At 65.7% G+C, this 25,694-nt stretch carries 21 protein-coding genes, 1 tRNA gene and 3 rRNA genes; 23 read left to right on the top strand and 2 right to left on the bottom strand.

Going from position 1 to position 25,694, the window contains the following annotated elements:
• Positions 1-59 precede the first annotated feature (59 nt).
• The 21 genes from OG976_RS01775 to OG976_RS01675 all read left to right on the top strand — a co-directional run bounded on the left by OG976_RS01775 (position 60) and on the right by OG976_RS01675 (position 22,326).
• Positions 60-1,580: ribosomal RNA gene (locus tag OG976_RS01775) — 16S ribosomal RNA — on the top strand.
• Between the two features lie 391 nt (positions 1,581-1,971).
• Positions 1,972-5,094: ribosomal RNA gene (locus OG976_RS01770) — 23S ribosomal RNA — on the top strand.
• A gap of 112 nt (positions 5,095-5,206) precedes the next feature.
• Positions 5,207-5,320 (top strand): 5S ribosomal RNA (gene rrf / locus OG976_RS01765).
• Together the 16S, 23S and 5S rRNA genes form the textbook arrangement of a ribosomal RNA operon.
• 122 nt (positions 5,321-5,442) lie before the next feature.
• On the top strand, positions 5,443-6,282 hold the full coding sequence (locus OG976_RS01760; protein ID WP_328357069.1) for a tetratricopeptide repeat protein: 840 nt from the start codon (positions 5,443-5,445) through the stop codon (positions 6,280-6,282).
• Between the two features lies 1 nt (position 6,283).
• On the top strand, positions 6,284-7,309 hold the full coding sequence (locus OG976_RS01755; protein WP_328357066.1) for an HAD-IIA family hydrolase: 1,026 nt from the start codon (positions 6,284-6,286) through the stop codon (positions 7,307-7,309).
• A gap of 8 nt (positions 7,310-7,317) precedes the next feature.
• Positions 7,318-7,494, top strand: a complete 177-nt coding sequence (locus tag OG976_RS01750) for a hypothetical protein (RefSeq protein WP_328357063.1) — start codon at positions 7,318-7,320, stop codon at positions 7,492-7,494.
• A 7-nt stretch (positions 7,495-7,501) separates the two neighbouring features.
• Positions 7,502-8,311: a TlyA family RNA methyltransferase gene (locus OG976_RS01745; RefSeq protein ID WP_328357059.1), complete on the top strand. Its 810-nt coding sequence runs from the start codon at positions 7,502-7,504 to the stop codon at positions 8,309-8,311.
• The gene (locus tag OG976_RS01740) at positions 8,308-9,231 is read left to right on the top strand and encodes an NAD kinase (RefSeq protein ID WP_328357056.1); all 924 of its coding nucleotides are present in this window, start codon (positions 8,308-8,310) and stop codon (positions 9,229-9,231) included. The genes OG976_RS01745 and OG976_RS01740 overlap by 4 nt, the downstream gene beginning before the upstream one ends.
• A gap of 7 nt (positions 9,232-9,238) precedes the next feature.
• Positions 9,239-10,996 carry a DNA repair protein RecN gene (recN, locus tag OG976_RS01735; RefSeq protein ID WP_328357054.1) on the top strand — a complete coding sequence of 586 codons (1,758 nt, stop codon included), beginning with the start codon at positions 9,239-9,241 and terminating at the stop codon, positions 10,994-10,996.
• Between the two features lie 92 nt (positions 10,997-11,088).
• On the top strand, positions 11,089-12,273 hold the full coding sequence (gene steA, locus OG976_RS01730; protein WP_328357051.1) for a putative cytokinetic ring protein SteA: 1,185 nt from the start codon (positions 11,089-11,091) through the stop codon (positions 12,271-12,273).
• A 31-nt stretch (positions 12,274-12,304) separates the two neighbouring features.
• A complete protein-coding gene (locus OG976_RS01725; protein ID WP_328357048.1) occupies positions 12,305-13,243 on the top strand; it encodes a copper transporter in 939 nt (312 codons plus the stop codon).
• A gap of 163 nt (positions 13,244-13,406) precedes the next feature.
• Positions 13,407-15,170 (top strand): CTP synthase, encoded by a 1,764-nt coding sequence (locus OG976_RS01720; RefSeq protein WP_328363043.1) that lies wholly within the window; start codon positions 13,407-13,409, stop codon positions 15,168-15,170.
• Positions 15,163-15,786, top strand: coding sequence for an NUDIX hydrolase (locus OG976_RS01715; RefSeq protein WP_328357045.1), 624 nt, complete (start codon positions 15,163-15,165; stop codon positions 15,784-15,786). Before OG976_RS01720 ends, OG976_RS01715 begins: the two co-directional genes overlap by 8 nt.
• Entirely contained in the window at positions 15,783-16,730 is a 948-nt protein-coding gene (gene xerD / locus OG976_RS01710; RefSeq protein WP_328357042.1) for a site-specific tyrosine recombinase XerD, read from the top strand. The genes OG976_RS01715 and xerD overlap by 4 nt, the downstream gene beginning before the upstream one ends.
• 91 nt (positions 16,731-16,821) lie before the next feature.
• Positions 16,822-17,685, top strand: coding sequence for a ParA family protein (locus tag OG976_RS01705; RefSeq protein WP_328357040.1), 864 nt, complete (start codon positions 16,822-16,824; stop codon positions 17,683-17,685).
• Positions 17,673-18,494, top strand: a complete 822-nt coding sequence (locus OG976_RS01700) for a segregation/condensation protein A (RefSeq protein WP_328363040.1) — start codon at positions 17,673-17,675, stop codon at positions 18,492-18,494. The genes OG976_RS01705 and OG976_RS01700 overlap by 13 nt, the downstream gene beginning before the upstream one ends.
• A 7-nt stretch (positions 18,495-18,501) precedes the next feature.
• Positions 18,502-19,191, top strand: coding sequence for an SMC-Scp complex subunit ScpB (gene scpB, locus OG976_RS01695; RefSeq protein ID WP_328357037.1), 690 nt, complete (start codon positions 18,502-18,504; stop codon positions 19,189-19,191).
• A complete protein-coding gene (locus tag OG976_RS01690) occupies positions 19,184-19,927 on the top strand; it encodes a pseudouridine synthase (protein ID WP_328357034.1) in 744 nt (247 codons plus the stop codon). Before scpB ends, OG976_RS01690 begins: the two co-directional genes overlap by 8 nt.
• A complete protein-coding gene (cmk, locus tag OG976_RS01685; protein WP_328357031.1) occupies positions 19,924-20,604 on the top strand; it encodes a (d)CMP kinase in 681 nt (226 codons plus the stop codon). Before OG976_RS01690 ends, cmk begins: the two co-directional genes overlap by 4 nt.
• Positions 20,601-22,007 carry a ribosome biogenesis GTPase Der gene (gene der / locus OG976_RS01680; protein ID WP_328357029.1) on the top strand — a complete coding sequence of 469 codons (1,407 nt, stop codon included), beginning with the start codon at positions 20,601-20,603 and terminating at the stop codon, positions 22,005-22,007. Before cmk ends, der begins: the two co-directional genes overlap by 4 nt.
• A gap of 49 nt (positions 22,008-22,056) precedes the next feature.
• Positions 22,057-22,326 (top strand): hypothetical protein, encoded by a 270-nt coding sequence (locus OG976_RS01675; protein WP_328357026.1) that lies wholly within the window; start codon positions 22,057-22,059, stop codon positions 22,324-22,326.
• Between the two features lie 4 nt (positions 22,327-22,330).
• Here the strand turns inward: OG976_RS01675 and OG976_RS01670 are convergent, their stop codons facing one another.
• Positions 22,331-23,026 (bottom strand): nitroreductase family protein, encoded by a 696-nt coding sequence (locus tag OG976_RS01670; protein ID WP_328357023.1) that lies wholly within the window; start codon positions 23,024-23,026, stop codon positions 22,331-22,333.
• A gap of 114 nt (positions 23,027-23,140) precedes the next feature.
• On the opposite strand from OG976_RS01670, the gene OG976_RS01665 reads away from it, so the two are divergent.
• Together OG976_RS01665 and OG976_RS01660 are read left to right on the top strand one after the other, a co-directional pair.
• The gene (locus OG976_RS01665) at positions 23,141-23,908 is read left to right on the top strand and encodes a sulfite exporter TauE/SafE family protein (RefSeq protein WP_442930485.1); all 768 of its coding nucleotides are present in this window, start codon (positions 23,141-23,143) and stop codon (positions 23,906-23,908) included.
• 80 nt (positions 23,909-23,988) lie between these two features.
• A tRNA-Pro gene (locus OG976_RS01660) sits at positions 23,989-24,062 on the top strand.
• Positions 24,063-24,105: 43 nt separating this feature from the next.
• Here OG976_RS01660 and OG976_RS01655 read toward each other — a convergent pair.
• Entirely contained in the window at positions 24,106-25,296 is a 1,191-nt protein-coding gene (locus OG976_RS01655; protein ID WP_328357017.1) for an IS481 family transposase, read from the bottom strand.
• Positions 25,297-25,694 lie beyond the last annotated feature (398 nt).

The following is a 25,694-nucleotide window of genomic DNA, read 5'->3' as shown; positions in this document are numbered from 1 at the left end:
CTTTTTGTTAGGTCAGATTTTTCTGATTCGAATTCACCTGTCTTTGGATGGGTTGTTTTTGTTTGGAGAGTTTGATTCTGGCTCAGGACGAACGCTGGCGGCGTGCTTAACACATGCAAGTCGAACGGTAAGGCCCTTCGGGGTACACGAGTGGCGAACGGGTGAGTAACACGTGGGTGATCTGCCCTGCACTTTGGGATAAGCCTGGGAAACTGGGTCTAATACCGAATACACCCTGCTGGTCGCATGGCCTGGTGGGGGAAAGCTTTTGCGGTGTGGGATGGGCCCGCGGCCTATCAGCTTGTTGGTGGGGTGATGGCCTACCAAGGCGACGACGGGTAGCCGGCCTGAGAGGGTGTCCGGCCACACTGGGACTGAGATACGGCCCAGACTCCTACGGGAGGCAGCAGTGGGGAATATTGCACAATGGGCGCAAGCCTGATGCAGCGACGCCGCGTGAGGGATGACGGCCTTCGGGTTGTAAACCTCTTTCAGTAGGGACGAAGCGCAAGTGACGGTACCTATAGAAGAAGGACCGGCCAACTACGTGCCAGCAGCCGCGGTAATACGTAGGGTCCGAGCGTTGTCCGGAATTACTGGGCGTAAAGAGCTCGTAGGTGGTTTGTCGCGTTGTTCGTGAAAACTCACAGCTCAACTGTGGGCGTGCGGGCGATACGGGCAGACTGGAGTACTGCAGGGGAGACTGGAATTCCTGGTGTAGCGGTGGAATGCGCAGATATCAGGAGGAACACCGGTGGCGAAGGCGGGTCTCTGGGCAGTAACTGACGCTGAGGAGCGAAAGCGTGGGGAGCGAACAGGATTAGATACCCTGGTAGTCCACGCCGTAAACGGTGGGTACTAGGTGTGGGTTTCCTTCCTTGGGATCCGTGCCGTAGCTAACGCATTAAGTACCCCGCCTGGGGAGTACGGCCGCAAGGCTAAAACTCAAAGAAATTGACGGGGGCCCGCACAAGCGGCGGAGCATGTGGATTAATTCGATGCAACGCGAAGAACCTTACCTGGGTTTGACATGCACAGGACGTGCCTAGAGATAGGTATTCCCTTGTGGCCTGTGTGCAGGTGGTGCATGGCTGTCGTCAGCTCGTGTCGTGAGATGTTGGGTTAAGTCCCGCAACGAGCGCAACCCCTATCTTATGTTGCCAGCGCGTGATGGCGGGGACTCGTAAGAGACTGCCGGGGTCAACTCGGAGGAAGGTGGGGATGACGTCAAGTCATCATGCCCCTTATGTCCAGGGCTTCACACATGCTACAATGGCCGGTACAAAGGGCTGCGAATCCGTGAGGTGGAGCGAATCCCTTGAAAGCCGGTCTCAGTTCGGATCGGGGTCTGCAACTCGACCCCGTGAAGTCGGAGTCGCTAGTAATCGCAGATCAGCAACGCTGCGGTGAATACGTTCCCGGGCCTTGTACACACCGCCCGTCACGTCATGAAAGTCGGTAACACCCGAAGCCGGTGGCCTAACCCGTAAGGGAGGGAGCCGTCGAAGGTGGGATCGGCGATTGGGACGAAGTCGTAACAAGGTAGCCGTACCGGAAGGTGCGGCTGGATCACCTCCTTTCTAAGGAGCACCACGAGACTGCGCCCCGCCCACATCGTGTGGGGGTTCGGTGAGTGCAGCGATTCGTTGGATGGGCCTGGCCTGTAGTGGGTTTCAGGTTCTGGTGCACGACAAGCAAAGTTGTTCAGGGCGGGGTTTTTACCCTGGCTGCTGCCAAACACACTGTTGGGCTTTGAGACAACAAGCCTGTGCCCCGGTTGCGGGGTGGCCTCACGTTGGTGGGGTCGGAGTGTTGTTGCCTCACTTTGGTGGTGGGGTGTGGTGTTTGATTTGTGGATAGTGGTTGCGAGCATCTAGCGCGCACGAATGGTGGCGCCGGCCCTTTGGGGTGGGTGTTGCGTTGGTGTGTGTTGATGTGCAATTTTTCCTAATCTCATTTTTGGTTTTATGTTTGTAAGTGTTTAAGGGCGCATGGTGGATGCCTTGGCACTGGGAGCCGATGAAGGACGTGGGAGGCTGCGAAATGCCTCGGGGAGCTGCCAACCGAGCGTTGATCCGAGGATGTCCGAATGGGGAAACCCGGCACGAGTGATGTCGTGTCACCCAACGCTGAATATATAGGCGTTGGGGGGGAACGCGGGGAAGTGAAACATCTCAGTACCCGTAGGAAGAGAAAACAATTGTGATTCCGTGAGTAGTGGCGAGCGAAAGCGGAGGATGGCTAAACCGTGCATATGTGATACCCGGCAGGGGTTGTGTGTGCGGTGTTGTGGGGCCTATCTTCTCAGATCTGCCGGTCTGGGCTGCAGTGAGAAAAGAACGTGTTAGTCGAAGTGACCTGGGATGGTCTGCCGTAGCGGGTGAGAGCCCCGTAGACGAAAACATGTTCTCTGTGGTGATGGGTTCCCGAGTAGCAGCGGGCCCGTGAAATCTGCTGTGAATCTGCCGGGACCACCCGGTAAGCCTGAATACTTCCCAGTGACCGATAGCGGATTAGTACCGTGAGGGAATGGTGAAAAGTACCCCGGGAGGGGAGTGAAATAGTACCTGAAACCGTGTGCCTACAATCCGTCAGAGCCTTCGTGTTAAAGCGTGGGGTGATGGCGTGCCTTTTGAAGAATGAGCCTGCGAGTCAGGGACATGTCGCGAGGTTAACCCGTGTGGGGTAGCCGTAGCGAAAGCGAGTCTGAATAGGGCGTATCCACACAACAGTGTGTGGTGTAGTGGTGTGTTCTGGACCCGAAGCGGAGTGATCTACCCATGGCCAGGGTGAAGCGCGGGTAAGACCGCGTGGAGGCCCGAACCCACTTAGGTTGAAGACTGAGGGGATGAGTTGTGGGTAGGGGTGAAAGGCCAATCAAACTCCGTGATAGCTGGTTCTCCCCGAAATGCATTTAGGTGCAGCGTCGCGTGTTTCTTACCGGAGGTAGAGCTACTGGATGGCCGATGGGCCCCACAGGGTTACTGACGTCAGCCAAACTCCGAATGCCGGTAAGTCCAAGAACGCGGCAGTGAGACGGCGGGGGATAAGCTCCGTGCGTCGAGAGGGAAACAGCCCAGATCGCCGGCTAAGGCCCCTAAGCGTGTGCTAAGTGGAAAAGGATGTGCAGTCGCAGAGACAACCAGGAGGTTGGCTTAGAAGCAGCCACCCTTGAAAGAGTGCGTAATAGCTCACTGGTCAAGTGATTGTGCGCCGATAATGTAGCGGGGCTCAAGCACACCGCCGAAGCCGCGGCAACGTATTTATACGTTGGGTAGGGGAGCGTCCTGCATCCAGTGAAGCAGCCTAGTGATGGAGCTGTGGAGGGTGTGGGAGTGAGAATGCAGGCATGAGTAGCGATAAGGCAAGTGAGAACCTTGCCCGCCGAAAGACCAAGGGTTCCTGGGCCAGGCCAGTCCTCCCAGGGTGAGTCGGGACCTAAGGCGAGGCCGACAGGCGTAGTCGATGGACAACGGGTTGATATTCCCGTACCCGTGTGTGCGCGCCCATGATGAATCAGAGGTACTAACCGCCCAAAACCGTCGTTACCGATCACCTTCGGGTGTGAGGATTGGCGGGGCTGCGCGGGACCTTCTCTGGTAGTAGTCAAGCGATGGGGTGACGCAGGAAGGTAGCCGTACCAGTCAGTGGTAATACTGGGGCAAGCCTGTAGGGCGACATCTAGGCAAATCCGGATGTCATGTGCCTGAGAGGTGATGCATAGCCGAGTGAGGCGAATTCGGTGATCCTCAGCTGCCGAGAAAAGCCTCTAGCGAGCACACACACGGCCCGTACCCCAAACCGACACAGGTGGTCAGGTAGAGAATACCAAGGCGTACGAGTGAACTATGGTTAAGGAACTCGGCAAAATACCCCCGTAACTTCGGGAGAAGGGGGACCTCCTACTGTCATGGCCCACGCGGCCGGCAGCGGTGGGGGGTGGCACAAACCAGTGAGAAGCGACTGTTTACTAAAAACACAGGTCCGTGCGAAGTCGCAAGACGATGTATACGGACTGACGCCTGCCCGGTGCTGGAAGGTTAAGAGGACCCGTTAACCCTTTGGGGTGAAGCGGAGAATTTAAGCCCCAGTAAACGGCGGTGGTAACTATAACCATCCTAAGGTAGCGAAATTCCTTGTCGGGTAAGTTCCGACCTGCACGAATGGCGTAACGACTTCTCAACTGTCTCAACCATAGACTCGGCGAAATTGCACTACGAGTAAAGATGCTCGTTACGCGCGGCAGGACGAAAAGACCCCGGGACCTTCACTATAGCTTGGTATTGGCGTTCGATACGGTTTGTGTAGGATAGGTGGGAGACTATGAAGCGGTCACGCTAGTGATCGTGGAGTCGTTGTTGAAATACCACTCTGATCGTATTGGACTTCTAACTTCGAACCGTATATCCGGTTCAGGGACAGTGCCTGGTGGGTAGTTTAACTGGGGCGGTTGCCTCCTAAAATGTAACGGAGGCGCCCAAAGGTTCCCTCAACCTGGACGGCAATCAGGTGTTGAGTGCAAGTGCACAAGGGAGCTTGACTGCGAGACGTACATGTCAAGCAGGGACGAAAGTCGGGACTAGTGATCCGGCACCCCCGAGTGGAAGGGGTGTCGCTCAACGGATAAAAGGTACCCCGGGGATAACAGGCTGATCTTCCCCAAGAGTCCATATCGACGGGATGGTTTGGCACCTCGATGTCGGCTCGTCGCATCCTGGGGCTGGAGCAGGTCCCAAGGGTTGGGCTGTTCGCCCATTAAAGCGGCACGCGAGCTGGGTTTAGAACGTCGTGAGACAGTTCGGTCTCTATCCGCCGCGCGCGTCAGAAGCTTGAGGAAAGCTGTCCCTAGTACGAGAGGACCGGGACGGACGAACCTCTGGTCCACCAGTTGTCACACCAGTGGCACCGCTGGATAGCCACGTTCGGACAGGATAACCGCTGAAAGCATCTAAGCGGGAAACCTTCTCCAAGACCAGGCTTCTCACCCATTAAGTGGGATAAGGCCCCCCGCAGACCACGGGATCGATAGACCAGACCTGCACACCTAGCAATAGGTTTAGGGAACTGGCACTAACCGGCCGAAAACTTACAACAACCAACAAACCACGATTGTTGTAGGAAAAACCTCGCAACCACACACCACGCAAACCACTACACCCCACCACCAAAACACACAGATTTACACTCACAAACGAGTGAATAAAGTTACGGCGGCCATAGCGGCAGGGAAACGCCCGGACCCATCCCGAACCCGGAAGCTAAGCCTGCCAGCGCCGATGATACTACCCAACCCGGGTGGAAAAGTAGGACACCGCCGAACACACATTAGGAAACGCCCCCCGAGCAATCGGGGGGCGTTTCTCTATTCCGGAATGAATTGCATTCACGAATTAAAACAATGCCGAATTGTGGGTCTCTCGGTGCTGCCCGTATCCTTTACAGGTGGTCGACGACAGGCAAGGTAATTCCGGTGGGCGGCCGGCACGGCGCCCCGCCGGTGCGGGCGGCGCTTCAGGCCGTGACCGTCGCGGACCCAAGGCTCCGTACCGCTCCAGTGGCGGACGGGCGCGCGAAGCCCAACCGCACTATCCGCCCGACGCCGAGGACGGCGCCTCCCGGCCGAGCGGCCCACCGATACCGGCGTCGATCGAAGCCAAGCAGCTCGCACCCGAGATCCGTGGTGAGCTTTCGACTTTGGACCGCACGACCGCAGACATGGTGGCCCGCCACCTGGTCGCCGCCGGCGAACTGATCGACGAGGACCCCGAGGCGGCCCTGGCTCACGCGCAGGCCGCACGTGCCCGCTCCGGGCGCATCGCCGCGGTCCGTGAGGCCGTCGGTATCGCCGCCTACCAGTGCGGCGACTGGGCGCAGGCACTGTCCGAATTCCGTGCTGCCCGCCGGATGGGCAGCAAATCGCAACTGCTGCCGCTCATTGCGGACTGCGAGCGTGGTGTCGGGCGTCCCGAGCGTGCCATCGAATTGGCCCGCAGCGCCGAGGCGGCAGCACTGACCGGCGACGACGCCGACGAGATGCGGATCGTCGCGGCCGGCGCCCGCGCCGACCTGGGCCAGCTCGAACAGGCGCTGGCCCTGCTGTCGAGCCCGCAACCGGATTCCTCGCGCACCGGAAACACCGCCGCGCGGCTGTTCTACGTCTACGCCGAGACGCTGCTGGCGCTCGATCGCGGCGAGGATGCATTGCAGTGGTTCATCCACGCCGCAGCCGCCGACATCGACGGTGTCACCGACGCCGAAGAGCGGGTCAGCGAGCTGGCCTGACGTGACAACACTTGTGCAGCAACATGATTGCCTGTTGCTCGACCTTGACGGCACCGTCTTTCGGGGCCATGAGCCCACCGAGGGGGCCATCGAGGCTCTCGACTCGGCCGACACCCGCACACTCTTCGTCACCAACAACGCGTCCCGGGCCGCCGACGAGGTGGCCGAGCATCTGCGTGAACTCGGCTTCAGCGCAACCGCCGACGACGTGGTGACCAGCGCCCAGAGTGCCGCCGGTCTGCTCGCGCAGCAGCTACCGCCCGGAGCGAAAGTCCTCGTCGTGGGGACCGACGCCCTCGCCGGTGAGGTGGCCGCGGTCGGCCTGCAGCCGGTCCGCCTGTTCTCCGACGACCCGGTCGCGGTGGTCCAGGGGCATTCGACAAGCACCGATTGGGCGATCCTCGCCGAGGCGGCCCTGGCGATTCGGGCGGGCGCCCTGTGGGTGGCGGCCAACGTGGACCGCACGCTGCCGACCGAACGCGGTCTGCTGCCGGGCAACGGTTCGATGGTCGCCGCGCTGAGGACCGCCACCGACGCCGAGCCGCAGGTCGCCGGCAAGCCGGCGCCGGCACTGATGCGGGATGCCCTGGCCCGCGGCACATTTCAGACACCTCTGGTGGTCGGCGACCGTCTGGACACCGACATCGAAGGTGCCAATTCCGCTGATCTGCCCAGCCTCATGGTGCTGACCGGGGTCAACAACGCCGCCGATGCGGTCCACGCGCGCCCCGAGCAACGGCCCACCCTTATCGCGGCGGACCTTCGCGACCTACACCGCGAATCCGCCGCCCTGGCCGTCGCCGCCCACCCGGCCTGGCGGGTCGAGGTGAGCGGGGCCGCGGTGACGGTCTTCGCCACCGGCGACAGCCCCGGCGACGACGAGTTGTCGGTGGTCCGTGCGACCGCCCGCGCCGTCTGGGATGCGGCCCCGGACGGTCGTGCGATCACCGTCAGTGCCGGCGACGACACCGCGCGCGCCGCGCTGGAGCGCTGGGCGCTGCTGACGGCGGCTGATCGGCTAGCGTGAACGGTGAGATGACCACCGATCCTGAACAGATTCGCGCCGAGATCGATGCTGTCCTGGCCGAGTTGCCCAGCGTCGACTCCGAGCGCGCTGACCTCGACAGCGTCGATATCGACGACGTCGGCCGCCGACTCGAGGAAGCGCACCAGATTCTGGTTAGTGCGCTGGAATCGGTGGAGAAAGGCTGAGGTCGGCGTGACGCGGCGTGCCCGGGTTGACGCAGAACTGGTCCGACGTGGCCTGGCGCGGTCGCGCCAGCAGGCGGCCGAGCTGATCGGCGCCGGCCGCGTCAGCATCGACGGCATGCCTGCGGTGAAGCCGGCGACGGCGGTGTCGATCACCGCCAACCTGACCGTCGAGGGTGACGGCGAGAGGACCTGGGTGTCGCGCGGCGCCCACAAGCTCATCGGCGCGCTGGACACCTTCGGTATCGACGTGACCGGTAGGCGGTGCCTGGACGCCGGCGCCTCGACAGGCGGCTTCACCGAGGTGCTGCTGGACCGCGGTGCCACCGAGGTCGTCGCCGTCGACGTCGGCTACGGGCAGCTCGCGTGGTCACTGCGTTCCGATCCACGGGTCCGGGTGATCGAGCGGACCAATGTGCGGGACCTGAGCTTCGAGGCCATCGGTGGGCAGGTTGGCATCGTGGTCGCCGATCTGTCATTCATCTCGCTGGCTACCGTCTTGCCTGCGCTGACTGCATGCGCCGATCCGGGCGCCGATATCGTTCCCATGGTGAAGCCGCAGTTCGAGGTCGGCCGCGACCAGGTGGGGTCCGGCGGGGTGGTGTCCGACCCGCAGCTGCGTGCCTCCGCGGTGCTGGCCGTTGCCGCTCGAGCCGAAACGCTGGGCTGGCAGACCGTCGGCGTGACAGCCAGCCCGTTGCCCGGCCCGTCGGGCAATGTCGAATACTTCCTGTGGTTGCGCGCCCACACCGATCGCGCGCTGGTGGGAACCGAACTGGACGCCGCGGTACGCCGCGCCGTCGCGGAAGGACCGCAATGACTCAGGAGCGGGTGATCCTGCTCGTCGTGCACACCGGCCGCGAGGAGGCCACCGACACCGCACGTCGCGTCAAAAAAGTACTGAGCGACAACGGAATCGCGCTGCGCGTCCTGTCCGCAGAGGCCGTCGACCGTGGGTCGCTGCAGCCCGAGTCGGCCGATGTGCAGGGACTCGGGGCCGACGTCGAATTGGTCGACGCAGACGAGCGTGCCGCCGAGGGCTGCGAACTGGTGCTGGTGCTCGGCGGCGACGGGACATTTCTGCGCGCAGCCGAACTGGCCCGCAACGCCGAGATTCCGGTGCTCGGTATCAACCTCGGGCGCATCGGCTTCCTGGCCGAGGCCGAGGCCGAAGCCATCGACACCGTGCTCGACCATGTGGTCGCCCGCACCTACCGCGTCGAGGAGCGAATGACGCTCGACATCGCCGTGCGGGTCGAGGGCAAGGTCGTTTCGCGTGGGTGGGCACTCAACGAGGCCAGCCTGGAGAAGGGCACCCGACTCGGGGTGATCGGCGTCGTCCTGGAGATCGACGGCAGGCCGGTGTCGTCGTTCGGCTGCGACGGCGTGCTCGTGTCGAGCCCGACCGGGTCCACGGCATATGCGTTTTCGGCGGGCGGGCCGGTGGTCTGGCCCGACCTGGAGGCAATCCTGGTGGTACCCAACAACGCCCACGCGTTGTTCGCCCGCCCGATGGTCACCAGCCCGCACGCGACCATCGCGATCGAGATCGACGCCGACAGCCACGACGGGCTGGTGCTCTGCGACGGCCGCCGCGAGATGCGGTTACCGGCCGGTGGCCGCCTCGAGGTGACCAAGTGCAGCACGCCGCTGAAATGGGTGCGACTCGACAGCGCCCCGTTCACTGACCGTCTGGTGCGCAAGTTCCGCCTGCCGGTCACCGGCTGGCGCGGGCGGTAACCCGACGATGCTCGCCGAGATCCGGATTCAGGCCCTGGGTGCGATCAGCGCCGCGACCGCCGAGTTCGACAAAGGCCTGACCGTGCTTACCGGCGAGACCGGCACCGGCAAGACGATGGTGGTGACCGGTCTGCACCTGCTCGGCGGCGCGCGGGCCGACGCCACCCGGGTGCGCTCGGGCGCCGATCGGGCCGTCGTCGAAGGACGGTTCAGCACCGAAGACCTCGACCCGGTTACCGCCAGGCAGATCGACGAGATCCTCGAGTCCTCAGGTGCCGACCGCGACGACGACGCGAGCATCATCGCGCTGCGCTCGGTCAGCCGCGACGGGCCGTCGCGGGCCAACCTCGGCGGCCGCAGTGTGCCGGCGAAGTCGCTGACCGCGTTCACCAACGGTCTGCTCACCCTGCACGGCCAGAACGATCAGCTCAGGTTGATGCGTCCCGACGAACAACGCGGCGCGCTGGACCGCTTCGCCAGTGTCGAGGCCAAACTCGAGCGCTACAAGAAGGTCCGCAACGAATGGCAGGTCGCGCGTCGTGATCTTGTCGATCGCAGCAACCGGGCCCGTGAACTCGCCCAGGAGGCCGACCGGCTGAAGTTCGCGCTCACCGAGATCGACGGTGCCGACCCCTCACCCGGTGAGGACGAGACGCTGGTGGCCGACATCCGCCGGCTCTCCGAACTCGACGCGTTGCGGGAGGCGGCCGCCAGTGCGCGAGCCGAACTGTCCGCGTCGGACGACATCTCGGAGGGTCAACCCCATTCGGCCACCGACAGTCTCGGCAGGGCCATCACCGCGCTGGAGTCCACCGACGACACCGCGCTGACCGCGCTGGCCCGCCAGCTCACCGAGGTGCTGACCGTCGTCGGGGATGCCGGCCGGGAACTCGGCGACTTCCTCGGCGACCTGCCCAGCGATGCCAGCGCGCTGGAGACCAAGCTCGCGCGGCAGGCCGAGCTGCGCATCCTGACCCGTAAGTACGCCGCCGACGTCGACGGTGTGCTGCGCTGGGCTGCCGAGGCACGCGAGCGCCTGGCCCAGCTCGACGTCTCCGAGGAGGCCCTCAGCGGGCTGGCGCGCCGGGTCGAGGAACTGGCCGGGCAGGTGGCCGCTGCGGCCGGTGAGCTCACCAAGGCTAGGACCAAGGCGGCCAAGGGCCTGGCCAAGGCGGTCACCGCCGAACTCGCCGGGCTGGCGATGGCCGACGCCGACTTCACCGTCGAGGTGTCGGGGCTGCCCGCCCGCGACGACGACAGCGCGCCGCTGCGGTTGCCATCCGGGCAACTGGTGCACGCCGGCGCCGACGGGGTCGACCTGGTGGAGTTCGGCTTCACCGCCCACCGGGGCACCGACGTGTTGCCACTGAACAAGAGCGCCTCCGGCGGTGAACTGTCCCGGGTGATGCTGGCGCTGGAGGTCGTACTGGCCGCCTCGGCCGAGGGAACCACCATGGTGTTCGACGAGGTCGACGCCGGCGTCGGCGGCCGGGCAGCAGTCCAGATCGGCCGGCGCCTGGCGCGGCTGGCCCGGAGCCACCAGGTCATCGTCGTCACCCACCTGCCGCAGGTCGCCGCCTATGCCGACACCCACCTGGTGGTCGAGTCCGGGCGCAACGGCGCCAGCGAGGTGCGCAGGCTCGACAGTGAGCAGCGGGTGGCCGAGCTGGCGCGGATGCTGGCCGGGCTGGGGGAGTCCGACACCGGGCGGGCCCATGCCCGCGAGTTGTTGGCCGCCGCCCAGGAGGACAACGCCGCAACCTGATCGTGTTGCTGATGTGACAAAATGTGACTTGTGGGGCTGGTGTTACGGCGCGCCTCCGTGGATAAGGGCATCCTCGCCGACACAATCGGCCCATGAAGATGTCAGCGCTTCTCTCTCGTAACACCACTGCGCGACCGGGAGTGACGGGCACCGCGCGCGTCGACCGCGACATCGATCGGCTGCTGCGCCGGGTCGGCGAGGGCGACATCGTCGTGCTGGACATCCTGGATCTGGACCGGATGACCGCTGACGCGCTGGTGGATGCCCGGATCGCCGGTGTGGTCAACGCCTCGCCGTCGATCTCGGGTCGCTACCCGAACCTGGGCCCCGAGGTGCTGGTGGCCAACAACATCACCCTGATCGACAGCGTCGGCGACGAGGCGTTCAAGAAGGTCAAGGACGGCGCCAAGATCCGCCTGCACAACGGCGGGGTGTACGCCGGTGACCGCCGCTTGGTGCACGGTGTCGAGCGCAGCGACGAAGAGATCGCCGACCTCATGCACGACGCCAAGACCGGGCTGGTGGCGCATCTGGAAGCGTTCGCAGGCAACACGATTGAGTTCATCCGCAGCGAGAGCCCGTTGCTCATCGATGGTATCGGCATTCCCGATATCGACGTCGACGTCTTCCGCCGCCACGTCGTGGTCGTCGCGGACGGTCCCGGCGCCGAGGAGGACCTCAAGGCCCTCAAGCCGTTCATCAAGGAGTACCAGCCGGTGCTCGTGGGCGTCGGCGGCGGTGCCGACATCCTGCACAAGGGCGGCTACCGGCCCGCGCTGATCGTCGGTAATCCCGATTCGATCAGCGCCGACGCGCTCAAGTGCGGCGCCCAGGTGGTGCTGCCCGCCGACGCCGACGGACACGCTGTCGGCCTGGAGCGCATTCAGGACCTCGGCATCGGGGCGATGACGTTCCCGGCCGCCGGCTCGGCTGCCGACCTGGCCCTGCTGCTCGTCGATCACCACGGGGCGTCGCTGATCGTCACCGCCGGCCACTCGGCGACCATCGAGGAGTTCTTCGACCGCTCCCGCCAGCAGAGCAACCCGTCGACCTTCCTCACCCGGCTCAAGGTGGGCGAGAAACTGGTCGACGCGAAAGCCGTTGCCACCCTGTACCGCAACCACATCTCGGGCGGCGCGATCGCCATGCTGATCCTGGCCGTGCTGTTCGCGATCATCGCCGCACTGTGGGTGTCGCGGGCCGACGCCGTGGTCATCGACTGGATCGTGACCTACTGGAACCGCTTGACGCTGTGGGTGCAGGGCTGGGTGACCTAGCCCACCTGCGCAGCAGAAAGGCTTATCGGCTGTGATTTCGCTACGCCACCATGCCATTTCGCTGGCAGCGGTGTTCCTCGCACTTGCCCTCGGCGTGGTCCTGGGCTCGGGTGTGCTCTCCGATACGCTGCTGTCCGGCCTGCGCAGCGAGAAGCAGGACCTGGCCAACCAGATCAACGCGCTCACCGACCAACGCAACGCGCTCAACGAAAAGCTCGGTGCGGCAAATGAGTTCGACACCGCGATGTCGGGTCGTATCTTGCGTGACACCCTGGCCGGCAAGTCTGTGGTGCTGTTCCGCACGCCCGATGCCGACAATGACGACGTCGAGGCGGTCAACCGCGTCGTCGGTCAGGCCGGCGGCGCCGTCAGCGGAACCGTGTCGCTGACCCAGGAGTTCGTCGAGGCCAACTCCGCCGAGAAGCTGCGCACGGTCGTCAGCTCGTCACTGCCCGCGGGGGCGCAGCTGAGCACCACGATGGTCGACCAGGGCTCGCAGGCCGGCGATCTGCTCGGCATCGCGCTGCTGATCAACCGCGACCCCGAGATCAAGCCCGTCGACGACCCTGCGCGTGACACCGTGCTGGCCGCGCTGCGCGAAACCGGCTTCGTCACCTATCAGGGCGACCACGTCGGAGCGGCCAACACCGCGATCATCGTCACCGGCGGTGCCCTCGGGGACGACGCCGGCAACCAGGGGTCCACGGTCGCCCGCTTCGCCGCCGGACTCGCCCCGCATGGCACCGGGACGCTGCTGGCCGGGCGGGACGGCTCGGCGACCGGGACGTCCGCGATCGCGGTGACCCGGGCCGATGCCGGGATGGCGGCCGCGGTGAGCACCGTCGACGACGTCAGCGTCGAGTCGGGCCGGATCACCGCCGTGCTGGCGCTGCAGAAGCTGATCGATGGCGCACCGCCGGGGCAGTTCGGGATCGGGCCCGGCGCGGCCGGCATCACCGTCCCGCAGTAACCCAGAGGTAACCAAGCCCACTGGCGTGTTAGCGACGGCTTGTCGGTGTCGGTGTTAGGGTGAGTTTCCGTGGGTCGGCAGGCCCCAACCAGATCTCGATCGTCATCCGAGGCCTGGAAAACCAAGTCCTGCGCCGTCATCACGGAGGTTGTTCTTGCCACCATTGCGCAAGCACCCACAGACCGCGACCAAGCATCTGTTTGTCACGGGCGGTGTGGTTTCGTCCCTCGGCAAGGGTCTCACCGCGAGTAGCCTGGGCCAGTTGCTGACGGCCCGCGGACTGCAGGTGACCATGCAGAAGCTCGACCCGTACCTCAACGTGGACCCGGGCACCATGAACCCGTTCCAGCACGGCGAGGTCTTCGTCACAGAAGACGGCGCCGAGACCGACCTCGACGTCGGCCACTACGAGCGATTCTTGGACCGCAACCTGTCCCAGTCGGCCAATGTGACCACCGGTCAGGTGTATTCGACGGTGATCGCCAAGGAGCGCCGCGGCGAGTACCTCGGTGACACCGTGCAGGTCATCCCGCACATCACCGACGAGATCAAGCGCCGGATCATGGCCATGGCGCTGCCCGACTCCAGCGGCAACCGGCCCGACGTGGTGATCACCGAGATCGGCGGCACCGTCGGCGACATCGAGTCGCTGCCGTTCCTGGAGGCGGCTCGCCAGGTCCGACACGAGGTCGGCAGGGAGAACTGCTTCTTTCTGCATGTATCGCTGGTGCCGTATCTGGCGCCCTCCGGTGAGCTCAAGACCAAGCCGACGCAGCACTCGGTGGCCGCGCTGCGCAGTATCGGCATCTCCCCGGATGCGCTGATCCTGCGGTGCGACCGCGACGTGCCCGAGCCGTTGAAGAACAAGATTGCGCTGATGTGCGACGTCGACGTCGACGGGGTGATCTCGACCCCGGATGCGCCGTCGATCTACGACATCCCCAAGGTGCTGCACCGCGAAGAACTCGACGCCTATGTGGTCCGCCGGCTGAACCTGCCGTTCCGTGACGTCGACTGGTCGGAATGGGACGACCTTCTGCGCCGCGTGCACGAGCCCAAAGAGACCGTGCGAATCGCGTTGGTGGGCAAGTACATCGACCTGTCGGATGCCTACCTGTCGGTGGCCGAGGCGCTGCGCGCCGGCGGATTCGCCCACCGCGCCAAGGTCGAGATGCGCTGGGTGGCCTCCGACGACTGCGAGACCGACAGCGGGGCGGCCGCCGTCCTCGACGACGTACACGCCGTGCTCATCCCCGGCGGCTTCGGCATCCGCGGTATCGAAGGCAAGATCGGCGCCATCCGCTATGCCCGCCACCGCGGACTGCCGGTGCTCGGGTTGTGCCTGGGCCTGCAGTGCATCGTGATCGAGGCGGCCCGCTCGGTGGGACTGACGGAGGCGAACTCGGCGGAATTCGAGCCGGGCACACCGGATCCGGTGATCTCGACGATGGCCGACCAGCGTGACGTGGTCGCCGGTGAAGCCGACCTGGGTGGCACGATGCGCCTGGGTGCCTACCCTGCGGTTCTGGAGCCGGGATCGATCGTCGCACAGGCCTACGAATCCACCCGGGTCTCCGAGCGCCACCGGCACCGCTACGAGGTCAACAACTCCTACCGTGACCAGATCGCGGGCAGTGGGCTGAAGTTCTCCGGCACCTCGCCGGACGGACATCTCGTCGAGTTCGTGGAATACCCGGCTGACGTCCACCCGTTCCTGGTCGGCACCCAGGCCCATCCGGAGCTCAAGAGCCGCCCGACCCGTCCGCACCCGCTGTTCGTCGCCTTCATCGGCGCGGCCATCGATTACAAGGCGGCTGAACGGCTTCCGGTGGAGATCCCCGAGCAGCACTCCAACGGCAGGGAACACCCCGACGGCGCGGCAGCGCAGATACCCGATCAGGTCCCAGAACACGTCACCCGTGGCTGACCACGACTTCGAGACCGTTGCCTCTGAAACCGTGTACCGCGGAAAGATTCTCGCGTTACGCACCGACGAGGTGCGGATGCCGGGCGGCAATACCGCCGCCCGGGAAGTGGTCGAGCATTTCGGGGCGGTCGCCGTTGTCGCCGTCGACGAACACCGCCGCGTCGCCATGGTGTACCAGTACCGCCATCCGGTGCAGCAGCGGTTGTGGGAGTTGCCCGCCGGGCTTCTCGACGCCGCAGGGGAGGATCCGGCCGTGACCGCGGCGCGGGAACTGCACGAAGAGGCGGGGCTGACAGCCCGGCAGTGGAGCGTGCTGGTCGACATCGTGACCTCGCCCGGGTTCAGCGACGAGGCGGTGCGGATCTATCTGGCCCGCGAACTGGCCGACATCGACCGGCCGGAGGCTGACGACGAAGAAGCCGACCTGACGCTGCACTGGGTCGACATCGAGCAGGCGGCACAGCAGGTGCTGTCCGGGAAGATCGTGAATTCCATTGCTGCCGTAGGTATTCTGGCTGCGCACGCGGTGCTCGTCGACGGCGAGCAGACCCGCCCGGTGGATGCGGCGTGGTCGACGCGGCCGAGTGCGTTCGCCGCGCGGCAGGAGACCCAGTGACCACCTTTAGCGTCACGGCGCTCGACGGCCAGCTTCAGGGCTACCTCGACCACCTCACCATCGAGCGGGGTGTGGCCGCCAACACGATCAGCTCGTACCGGCGTGATCTGCGCCGCTACGCCGAGCATCTGCAGCTGCGCGGGATCGACGATCTGCGCAACGTCGCCGAGAACGACGTCAGCGACTTCCTGGTCGCACTGCGTCGCGGCGATCCCGAGGCCGGGGTCACCCCGCTGTCGGCGGTCTCGGCGGCACGCGCGCTCATCGCGGTGCGCGGGCTGCACCGGTTCGCCGCGTCGGAAGGGATCATCGCCGCCGACGTCGCCCGGGCGGTCAAGCCACCGACACCGAGCCGGCGGCTGCCCAAGAGCCTGAGCCTTGACGAGGTGCTGGCCTTGCTCGACGGCGCCGGCGGCGACGAGCCCTCCGACGGCCCGCTGACGCTGCGTAACCGGGCCCTGCTGGAACTGCTGTACTCCACCGGGGCGCGCATCTCCGAAGCGGTCGGCCTGGACCTCGACGACGTCGACACCCAGGCCCGCTCGGTGCTGCTGCGCGGTAAGGGCGGCAAGCAGCGGCTGGTTCCGGTGGGCCGGCCCGCGATCGCCGCACTGGACGCCTACCTGGTGCGGGGCCGGCCCGAGCTGGCCCGCCGCGGGCGCGGCGTGCCGGCGATCTTCCTCAACGCCCGCGGCGGCCGGCTCTCGCGGCAGAGCGCCTGGCAGGTGTTGCAGGACTCCGCCGAGCGGGCCGGGATCACCGCGGCGGTATCCCCGCACACCCTGCGGCACTCCTTTGCCACCCACCTGCTCGAGGGTGGCGCCGACGTCCGCGTCGTCCAGGAGCTGTTGGGCCACGCCTCGGTGACGACCACCCAGATCTACACCCTGGTCACCGTGCACGCGCTGCGCGAGGTGTGGGCGGGGGCGCACCCGCGTGCGTGATGTCACCGGTATGGCTTTCGGGGAAACAACAGATGGCTAGACTTGCGCCGATGTTCACGCCGCCGATGTGCCTGATCCGGGGGGCTTGGGCGTGACCGACGAGGCAGATGACGACGCACCGATCGGTCTCACCGGCCGCCCGCCCCGCACCATTCCCGATCCCGCCCCGCTGACCTCCCACGGTCCGGCCCGGGTGATTTCCATGTGTAACCAGAAGGGTGGCGTCGGCAAGACCACCTCGACGATCAACCTCGGAGCGGCGCTGGCCGAGTACGGCCGCCGGGTGCTGCTGGTCGACCTGGACCCGCAGGGTGCGCTGTCGGCGGGCCTGGGGGTGCCGCACTACGAGCTGGCCCAGACCGTGCACAACCTGATGATCGAGCCGCGGGTGAGCATCGACGACGTGCTGATCCACACCCGGGTCAAGGGGCTGGATCTGGTACCCAGCAACATCGACCTGTCGGCGGCGGAGATCCAGCTGGTCAACGAAGTCGGCCGGGAGCAGACCCTGGCTCGGGCCCTGTACCCGGTGATCGACCGCTACGACTACATCCTGATCGACTGCCAGCCGTCGCTGGGTCTGCTCACGGTCAACGCCCTGGCGTGTTCGGACGGGGTGATCATCCCCACCGAATGCGAGTACTTCTCGCTGCGCGGTCTGGCGCTGCTGACCGACACCGTCGACAAGGTCCGCGACCGGCTCAACCCGCGGTTGTCGATCAGCGGAATCCTGATCACCCGCTTCGACACCCGCACCGTCAACGCGCGTGAGGTGATGGCGCGGGTGATGGAGCGCTTCGGCGATCTGGTGTTCGACACCGTGATCACCCGGACCGTGCGCTTCCCCGAGACCAGTGTCGCCGGCGAGCCCATCACCACGTGGGCCCCGAAATCGGCTGGTGCACAGGCATATCGATCGCTGGCCCGCGAGGTCATCGACCGATTCGGCAAGTGAGCGCCGAGCCCGCGCCCGAGAAGGGCGGATTCCGCGTCCGGCTGTCCAACTTCGAGGGCCCGTTCGATCTGCTGCTGCAGCTGATCTTCGCGCACCGCCTCGACGTCACCGAGGTGGCGCTGCATCAGGTCACCGACGAATTCATCTCCTACACCAAGGAGATCGGGCCCAAGCTGGAACTCGACGAGACCACCGCCTTCCTGGTGATCGCGGCCACCCTGCTCGACCTCAAGGCCGCCCGGCTGCTGCCCTCAGGTGAGGTGCACGACGAGGAGGATCTGGCGCTGCTGGAGGTGCGCGACCTGTTGTTCGCGCGCCTGCTGCAGTACCGGGCGTTCAAGCATGTCGCGGAGATGTTCGCCGAACTGGAGGCCGCTGCCCTGCGCAGCTACCCCAGGGCGGTCACCATCGAGGACCGGTTCAGCGACCTGCTGCCGGAAGTGATGCTTGGTGTTGACGCCGCGAGTTTCGCCCAGATCGCGGCCGCGGTGTTCACGCCGCGGCCGGTGCCTGTGGTGCGCACCGACCACCTGCACGTGCCGCAGGTGTCGGTCCCCGAGCAGGCCGAGCGGCTGCTGGAATTCCTGGAGCAGCGCGGGGTGGGGCAGTGGGCCTCGTTCAAGGAACTGGTCGCCGACTGTAACGAGCCGATGTTGATCGTCGGGCGGTTCTTGGCGCTGCTCGAACTGTTCCGGGCCCGGACGGTAGCATTCGAGCAGTCAGAACCGCTTGGTGTGCTCCAAGTTTCGTGGACCGGAGACCGGCTGGTGAATGAAGAGCTGGTCAAAGCCGAGTGGGAAGAAGAGTAAAGCCATCATGACCGACGAAGTACCCGATCTAGACCCGGGTATCGACGTCGCCAATGCCGAATTGGACGACGACGAGTTGACCCGGGTGCTCGAGGCACTGTTGTTGGTCGTCGACACCCCGGTCAGCGCCCAGACCCTGGCTTCGGTGACCGAGGAGCCGCTGGACCGTATCAGTGCGAAACTCGCCGCGATGGCCGCCGAGCTGGCCGAGCGCGACAGTGGGTTCGACCTGCGTGAGGCTGGCGGCGGCTGGCGGCTGTACACCCGCGCGCGATACGCCCCCTTTGTGGAGCGGCTGCTGCTCGACGGGTCACGCTCGAAGCTGACGCGTGCCGCGCTGGAGACGCTCGCGGTGGTGGCCTACCGGCAGCCGGTGACGCGGGCGCGGGTCAGCGCCGTGCGTGGGGTCAACGTCGACGCGGTGATACGGACATTGGTCGCGCGCGGGCTGATCACCGAGGCGGGGGCCGACGAGGACAGCGGTGCGACGACGTTCGCCACCACCGAGCTGTTCCTGGAGCGCCTGGGCCTGAGCTCGCTGACCGACCTGCCCGATATCGCCCCGCTGCTACCGGATGTGGATGTGATCGACGATTTGAGTGAAACCCTGGACAGTGAGCCTCGCTTCGCCAAGCTCGCCGGCGTCGGGCAGTCCAATGGCGAGCGCATTGCATTCGATGTGGACACCGATGGCTGACACCGAGGGCGTACGGCTGCAGAAAGTGTTGTCGCAGGCCGGAATTGCGTCGCGTCGGGTCGCCGAGCGGATGATCCTCGACGGCCGCGTCGAAGTCGACGGGCGAATCGTCACCGAGTTGGGCACCCGGGTGGACACCGACAGCGCCGAGATCCGGGTGGACGGTGCCCGGGTCGTGCTCGACGACTCCATGGTGTACCTGGCGCTCAACAAGCCGTTGGGGATGCACTCGACGATGTCCGACGACCGGGGCCGCCCGTGTATCGGTGATCTGGTCGAGCACCGGGTGCGTGGCAACAAGAAGCTCTTCCACGTCGGGCGCCTGGATGCCGACACCGAGGGGCTGCTGCTGCTGACCAACGACGGTGAATTGGCACACCGGCTGATGCACCCGTCCTACGAGGTGCCCAAGACCTATCTGGCGACCGTGACTGGTTCGGTGCCAAGGGGTTTGGGTAAGGCCCTGCGCGCTGGAGTCGCACTCGAGGACGGCCCGGCGTCCGTCGACGACTTCGCGGTGGTCGATGCGGTGCCCGGTAAGACGCTGGTGCGGCTGACGCTGCACGAAGGCCGCAAGCGGCTAGTGCGCCGACTGCTGGCGGAGGTGGGGTATCCGGTGGAGTCGCTGGTGCGCACCGAGCTCGGCTCGGTCACGCTCGGCGATCAGCGGCCGGGCAGCCTGCGGGCGCTGACCCGCAAGGAAGTCGGCGATCTGTACAAGGCGGTCGGTCTGTGAGTCCTGTGGTGGTGGCGGTCGACGGGCCAGCCGGTACCGGAAAGTCCTCGGTGTCAAGGGGTTTGGCGCGCGCCCTGGGTGCCCGCTACCTCGACACGGGGGCGATGTACCGGATTGTGACGCTGGCGATGCTGCGGGACGCGGTCGACCTCCAGGACCCCGTAGCGATCGCCGCGGCCTCCGACGTGCCGCTGTCGGTGGGATACGACCCCGAGGTCGATCGTGCTTACCTTGGCGCCGAGGATGTTTCGGCCGAGATCCGCGGTGATGCGGTGACCCGCGCGGTGTCCGCGGTGTCGGCGGTGCCGCAGGTGCGGGAACGACTGGTGGCGTTGCAACGTGAACTGGCCAGCGGCGCCGACAGTGTCGTGGTCGAAGGCCGTGACATCGGCACCGTCGTGCTGCCCGATGCGGACGTGAAGATCTTCCTCACCGCCTCGGCCGAGACCCGGGCCCGGCGGCGCAACGAACAGAACGTCGGGGCCGGCCTGGCCGACGACTATGAGACCGTGTTGGCCGATGTGCGCCGCCGCGACCACCTGGACTCCACCCGCGCGGTGTCGCCGCTTAGGCCCGCCGAGGATGCGCTGATCGTCGACACCAGTGACATGACCCAGTCCGAGGTGGTAACCCACCTCGTTGAGCTGGTCGAACAGCGAAGCGGAGCGATGCGATGACCCAGGACGGCACGTGGACCGACGAGAGTGAATGGGAAGTCGGCGAGGACGGTTTCGACGAGGACTCCAACGAGGGCGGCGGCCCGCCACCGGTGGTTGCGGTGATCGGCAGGCCCAACGTCGGCAAGTCGACGCTGGTGAACCGGATCCTGGGCCGGCGCGAAGCTGTCGTCCAGGACATTCCCGGAGTGACCCGTGACCGGGTGTCCTACGACGCATCCTGGACCGGGCGGCGTTTCGTCGTGCAGGACACCGGCGGGTGGGAGCCCGATGCCAAGGGCCTTCAGCAGTTGGTGGCCGAGCAGGCCTCGGTGGCGATGCAGACCGCCGACGCGATCATCTTCGTCGTCGACGCGGTCGTCGGCGCCACCACGGGTGACGAGGCGGCGGTCAGGATCCTGCGCCGCTCCGGCAAGCCGGTTTTCCTGGCGGCCAACAAGGTCGACAACGAGAAGATGGAAGCCGAGGCCGCCGCGCTGTGGTCGCTGGGACTCGGCGAGCCGCACGGCATCAGCGCCATGCACGGCCGCGGGGTGGCCGACCTTCTCGACGACGTCCTCGAAGCGCTGCCCGAGGCCTCCGAAGTCGCTGCCGCCCCGGGCGGTCCGCGCCGGGTGGCGCTGGTCGGCAAGCCCAACGTCGGCAAGAGTTCGTTGCTCAACCGTCTGGCCGGCGCGCAACGCTCAGTGGTGCACGACGTCGCCGGAACCACCGTCGATCCGGTGGACTCGCTGATCGAATTAGACGGCAGGATATGGCGTTTCGTCGACACTGCCGGGCTACGCCGCAAGGTCGGTCAGGCCAGCGGGCACGAGTTCTACGCCTCGGTGCGCACGCACAGCGCGATCGACTCCGCCGAAGTGGTGGTGGTGTTGGTCGACGCGTCGCAGCCGCTGACCGAGCAGGACCAGCGGGTGCTGACGATGGTGATCGAAGCGGGCCGCGCGCTGGTGCTGGCGTTCAACAAATGGGATCTGGTCGACGAGGACCGGCGCTGGCTGCTGGACCGGGAGATCGACCTGCAGTTGGCGCAGTTGCAGTGGGCGCCGCGGGTGAACATCTCGGCGATGACCGGCCGGTCGGTGCAGAAGCTGGTGCCGGCGATGGAGACCGCGCTGGAGTCGTGGGACAAGCGCATCTCGACCGGCCAGCTCAACACCTGGGTCAAGGAGATCATCGCCGCCAACCCGCCGCCGGTACGCGGCGGCAAGCAGCCCCGGATCCTGTTCGCCACCCAGGCCACCGCGCGGCCGCCGACGTTCGTGCTGTTCACGACAGGTTTCCTGGAGGCCGGCTACCGGCGATTCCTGGAGCGCCGGCTGCGCGAGACGTTCGGTTTCGAGGGCAGCCCGATCCGCGTCAACGTGCGGGTTCGGGAGAAGCGCAAGCTCAAGCCGCGCTGAATCACCCGTTCGGAGGGTTCTGGTGGCGATCGCACAGTAGATTGCCAATATGAGGTTTGCTGTGGCGGGCATTGCTGCCCTGGTTCTCGCGGGGGTTCCCGCCGGTGTGGTCGTGGCCGAGGTGTTCTCTGCGCCCGCGCCGCATGTGCTGGCCTGCCAGGAGACCGATCAGGAGGACAGCTTCTCGATGGACTGTGCTCCCACCATCCTCCCGGATACCTCAGACAACCTGACCGAAGCCGAAGTCGCCGAGCCAGGATGGAATGCGCATCCGGGCGGCGGTAGCGGCGGTGGCGGTGGGGCACACGGCCACGGCTGAGCCGTTAGGCGTTGAGCCAGGCCCGTTTTCCGTAGCTGTCGAGGTGCACCACCTGTTCGACGGGTTTGCGCGTGGTCGGTCCGTAGCGGCCCTTGGGCCAGCCGAGTGGCACCACACACACCGGGGTGACGTTCAGCGGTAGGCCCAGGATCTTGCGGGCCGAGGTCAGGTTCCACAGCGGCATGGTGATCAGCGACGCCCCCAGGCCCATTGCGCGGGCGGCCAGCAGAAGGTTCTGCACGCTCGGGTAGATGGAGCCGAAGAACGACGTCTCGGCGACGAACGGTTCCGGCACATAGGGCGGCCGGCCGCCGCGCAGGCACGGGATGACCAGCACCGGTATCTCGCTGAAGTGCTCCACCTGCCACTGCACGGCCCGCATGATCTTCTGCATCGACTCGTCGCCGGCAATCTTGCGCTGGCCGATCTTGTGGTAGATAGCCCACGGCTGGCGATAGCGCTTGGCGAGTTGGTCTTTGGTGTGCTGGTCCTTGACGACGATGAACTCCCAGTTCTGGCCGTTGGACCCGGTGGGGGCGCGCAGCGCGAGTTCGATGCATTTCAGGACGATGGCGTCGTCGACCGGATCGGGGCGCACGCGGCGCACCGCGCGCTGGGTCATCATCGCTTCGAGCAGGGGCATGTCGAGGGCGGCGAGTGCGTCGTCGGTGGTCGGCACGGGGTTGGGGGAGTCGCTCATGGTGTCGAGGCTACGGGTGTTGGTTGGGCGCGAACAGCTTTCGCAGGCTTCGCCGGGGTGAGGTTCGGGGCGGGCAGGTGTGGCCCATAGGGTTGTCGGGTGTCCGTGGCCCACATGATCCTGATCGCCCTGGCCGGTATGGGGGCGGGTGCGATCAACTCGCTCGTCGGCTCCGGCACGTTGATCACCTTCCCGACCCTGGTGACGCTGGGCTATCCGCCGGTGACGGCGACGATGTCCAATGCGATCGGGTTGGTCGCCGGTGGGGTGTCGGGCACCTGGGGGTATCGCCGGGAGCTGACCGGGCAGTGGTCCCGGCTGCGCTGGCAGATCCCGGCTTCGCTGACCGGTGCGGGTGTCGGTGCGTACCTGCTGCTGCATCTGCCGGAGAAGGTCTTCATCCAGGTGGTGCCGGTGCTGCTGATCGGCGCGCTGGTTCTGGTGGTCCTCGGTCCGCGGATCCAGGCCTATGCGCGCCGGCGCGCCGAGCAGGCGGGCCGCTCGGTCGAGCACGTCTCGGCGGCGCGGATGACCGCCCTGGTGGCCGGGACGTTCGCGGTGGGTGTCTACGGCGGGTACTTCACCGCCGCGCAGGGCATCTTGCTGATGGGTGTGATGGGGGCGCTGTTGCCCGAGGACATGCAGCGGATGAACGCGGCCAAGAACCTGCTGTCGCTGTTGGTGAACATCGTCGCCGCGGTCGCTTACACGGTGGTGGCGTTCGACCGGATCAGCTGGGCGGCAGCCGGGCTGATCGCGCTGGGCTCGCTGATCGGCGGGTGGCTCGGTGCGCACTACGGGCGGCGGCTCTCGCCGAACGTGCTGCGGGCGGTGATCGTGGTGGTCGGCCTCATTGGGCTCTACCGGCTGCTGTCGGTATGAGACACCGGTGCCCGGATTCGGGTCTGCGGGTGGGCTTGCGGTAGTCTTTCGTCCTGCTGCCGGCGATCCCGGCAGCGCCGCGGGCTGTGGCGCAGCTTGGTAGCGCACTTGACTGGGGGTCAAGTGGTCGCAGGTTCAAATCCTGTCAGCCCGACATTTGTGATGTCGCAGGACATCGGAATAGCCGCGGACCTACTTTAGGTCCGCGGTTTTTTCCGTTTGGGGCCTTTGGGGGCGCCGGTGGGTTGGTAGTCCCTGGTGGGGTCGAGGGTGAAGTCGCGCAGCGTTTCTCCGGTGGCGGCGTTGATGATTCTGATGTTGAGGTCTTGGACGAGGATCAGGACGCGGGTTCGGTAGTGGATGCGGCCGACGCCGATGTGGTGCAGGCGGCCGTTGACGCGCAGGGTGATGGATCCGGCTTGGTCGACGCGGTCGGTGCGGACGCGGTTGTGGGTGTCGATGCGGGTTGCTGGGTCGGCTTTGGGGCGGTTGGTGTAGATGGTGGCCGGTGTTGCTCTGTGGGGTAGGGAGCGATGAGGGCGGCGGTGGTTGTATTCGTCGACGACGGCATCGAGTTGGGTTTGCAGCTCGGTGATGGTGGTGGCGCGGGGTTGGCTGGTGAGTGCTTTTTTGAGGGTTTGGTGGAAGCGTTCGACCTTGCCGCAGGTGGTGGGGTGGTTGGGGGTGGAGTTGATCTGGTGCACGCCCAGGCGGCGTAGTTCTGCTTCGTAGAGGTTGCGTCCTCCTTTGCCGCCGGCGAAGCGGGTGGTGAAGACCATGCCGTTGTCGGTGAGGGTGGAGTACGGAACACCATGGAGTTCATGGGCTTTGCGGAATTCGGTGACCACGATGAGGGCGGTGACGCGATGGTGGGCGGTGACCGAGAGCGCGTAGCGGGAGTGGTCGTCGAGCCAGCAGAGGATTTCGACGTGGCTGCCATTGCGCAGCCACCAGTGGGTGAAGTCGGCTTGCCAGCGTTCGTTGGGTTGTTCGGCGGCAAAGCGGATGTAGGACGATTTGGGTCGTTTGTGTGGGCTGGGTTCGACAAGGCCGGCCGCGGCGAGGTGGCGGCTGATCGAGGCGGGCGACACGATCATCTGGTGGTGGTGTTCGAGGTGCCAGGCGATGGTGTGGGGCCCGTTGTCGAGTCCTTTGCCCGCCAGTTCGGTGCGCAGCGCCACGATGGGGTCGATGGTGGTCTGCGGTAGTCGGGTTGGGCTGGTGTGGGGTCGTCGTGAGCGGGGTTGAAAGGCCGCCTCGCCCTCGGCGGCGTAGCGCTTGAGTAGCCGTGAGACCCAGCCTTGGGAGACCCCGTAGTCCCGGGCGACCTGCGACTGTGAACGACCCTCGACGAGAACAGCGGTGATGACCAGGCGCGCTTTCGACACCAGCTGAAACTGGCCGATCCACCTATTCCGATGTCTTGCGACACCCTATTCCGATGTCCTGAAACACCACACTGTCAGCCCGACATCTAAACCGCCTGTTCACAGGCGGTTTGTTCATGTTCCGCTCGGGTCGGATCCATGGTGTGACCCGCCATTTTGAACCCGATTGGAGTTAAGTACATTTCGGTGCGCAGAAGTCCGGGTGGGTGCGGTCTGGTGCGTCCGCCGCTGAACGGGATGCGGGGCACCATGCACTTGGGAGCAGGCTCAGGCCTGATGGCTGCGGCTCTACGGCGGACGAGTGCTGGACAGCCTCGGTGAACCGGGGGTTGCCGCCCTCCAGGCTGCGCGCGTCGGGCGCTGTCGGCCATGGAGAAGGCATGCTTGACCAACTGGGT

Source organism: Mycobacterium sp. NBC_00419 (genome assembly GCF_036023875.1).
Taxonomy (GTDB): domain Bacteria; phylum Actinomycetota; class Actinomycetes; order Mycobacteriales; family Mycobacteriaceae; genus Mycobacterium.
The sequence above is the reverse complement of the archived record's forward strand: the minus strand, read 5'-3'. Positions and strand labels throughout refer to the sequence as shown.

Bases quoted from the DNA above. Each gene is read 5' to 3' on its own strand.
- OG976_RS01750 (WP_328357063.1), top strand. From the start codon at position 7,318: ATGACCACCGATCCTGAACAGATTCGCGCCGAGATCGATGCTGTCCTG.
- der (WP_328357029.1), top strand. From the start codon at position 20,601: ATGACCCAGGACGGCACGTGGACCGACGAGAGTGAATGGGAAGTCGGC.
- recN (WP_328357054.1), top strand. From the start codon at position 9,239: ATGCTCGCCGAGATCCGGATTCAGGCCCTGGGTGCGATCAGCGCCGCG.
- OG976_RS01675 (WP_328357026.1), top strand. From the start codon at position 22,057: ATGAGGTTTGCTGTGGCGGGCATTGCTGCCCTGGTTCTCGCGGGGGTT.
- scpB (WP_328357037.1), top strand. From the start codon at position 18,502: ATGACCGACGAAGTACCCGATCTAGACCCGGGTATCGACGTCGCCAAT.
- OG976_RS01670 (WP_328357023.1), bottom strand. From the start codon at position 23,026: ATGAGCGACTCCCCCAACCCCGTGCCGACCACCGACGACGCACTCGCC.
- OG976_RS01690 (WP_328357034.1), top strand. From the start codon at position 19,184: ATGGCTGACACCGAGGGCGTACGGCTGCAGAAAGTGTTGTCGCAGGCC.
- steA (WP_328357051.1), top strand. From the start codon at position 11,089: ATGAAGATGTCAGCGCTTCTCTCTCGTAACACCACTGCGCGACCGGGA.
- OG976_RS01740 (WP_328357056.1), top strand. From the start codon at position 8,308: ATGACTCAGGAGCGGGTGATCCTGCTCGTCGTGCACACCGGCCGCGAG.
- OG976_RS01665 (WP_442930485.1), top strand. From the start codon at position 23,141: ATGATCCTGATCGCCCTGGCCGGTATGGGGGCGGGTGCGATCAACTCG.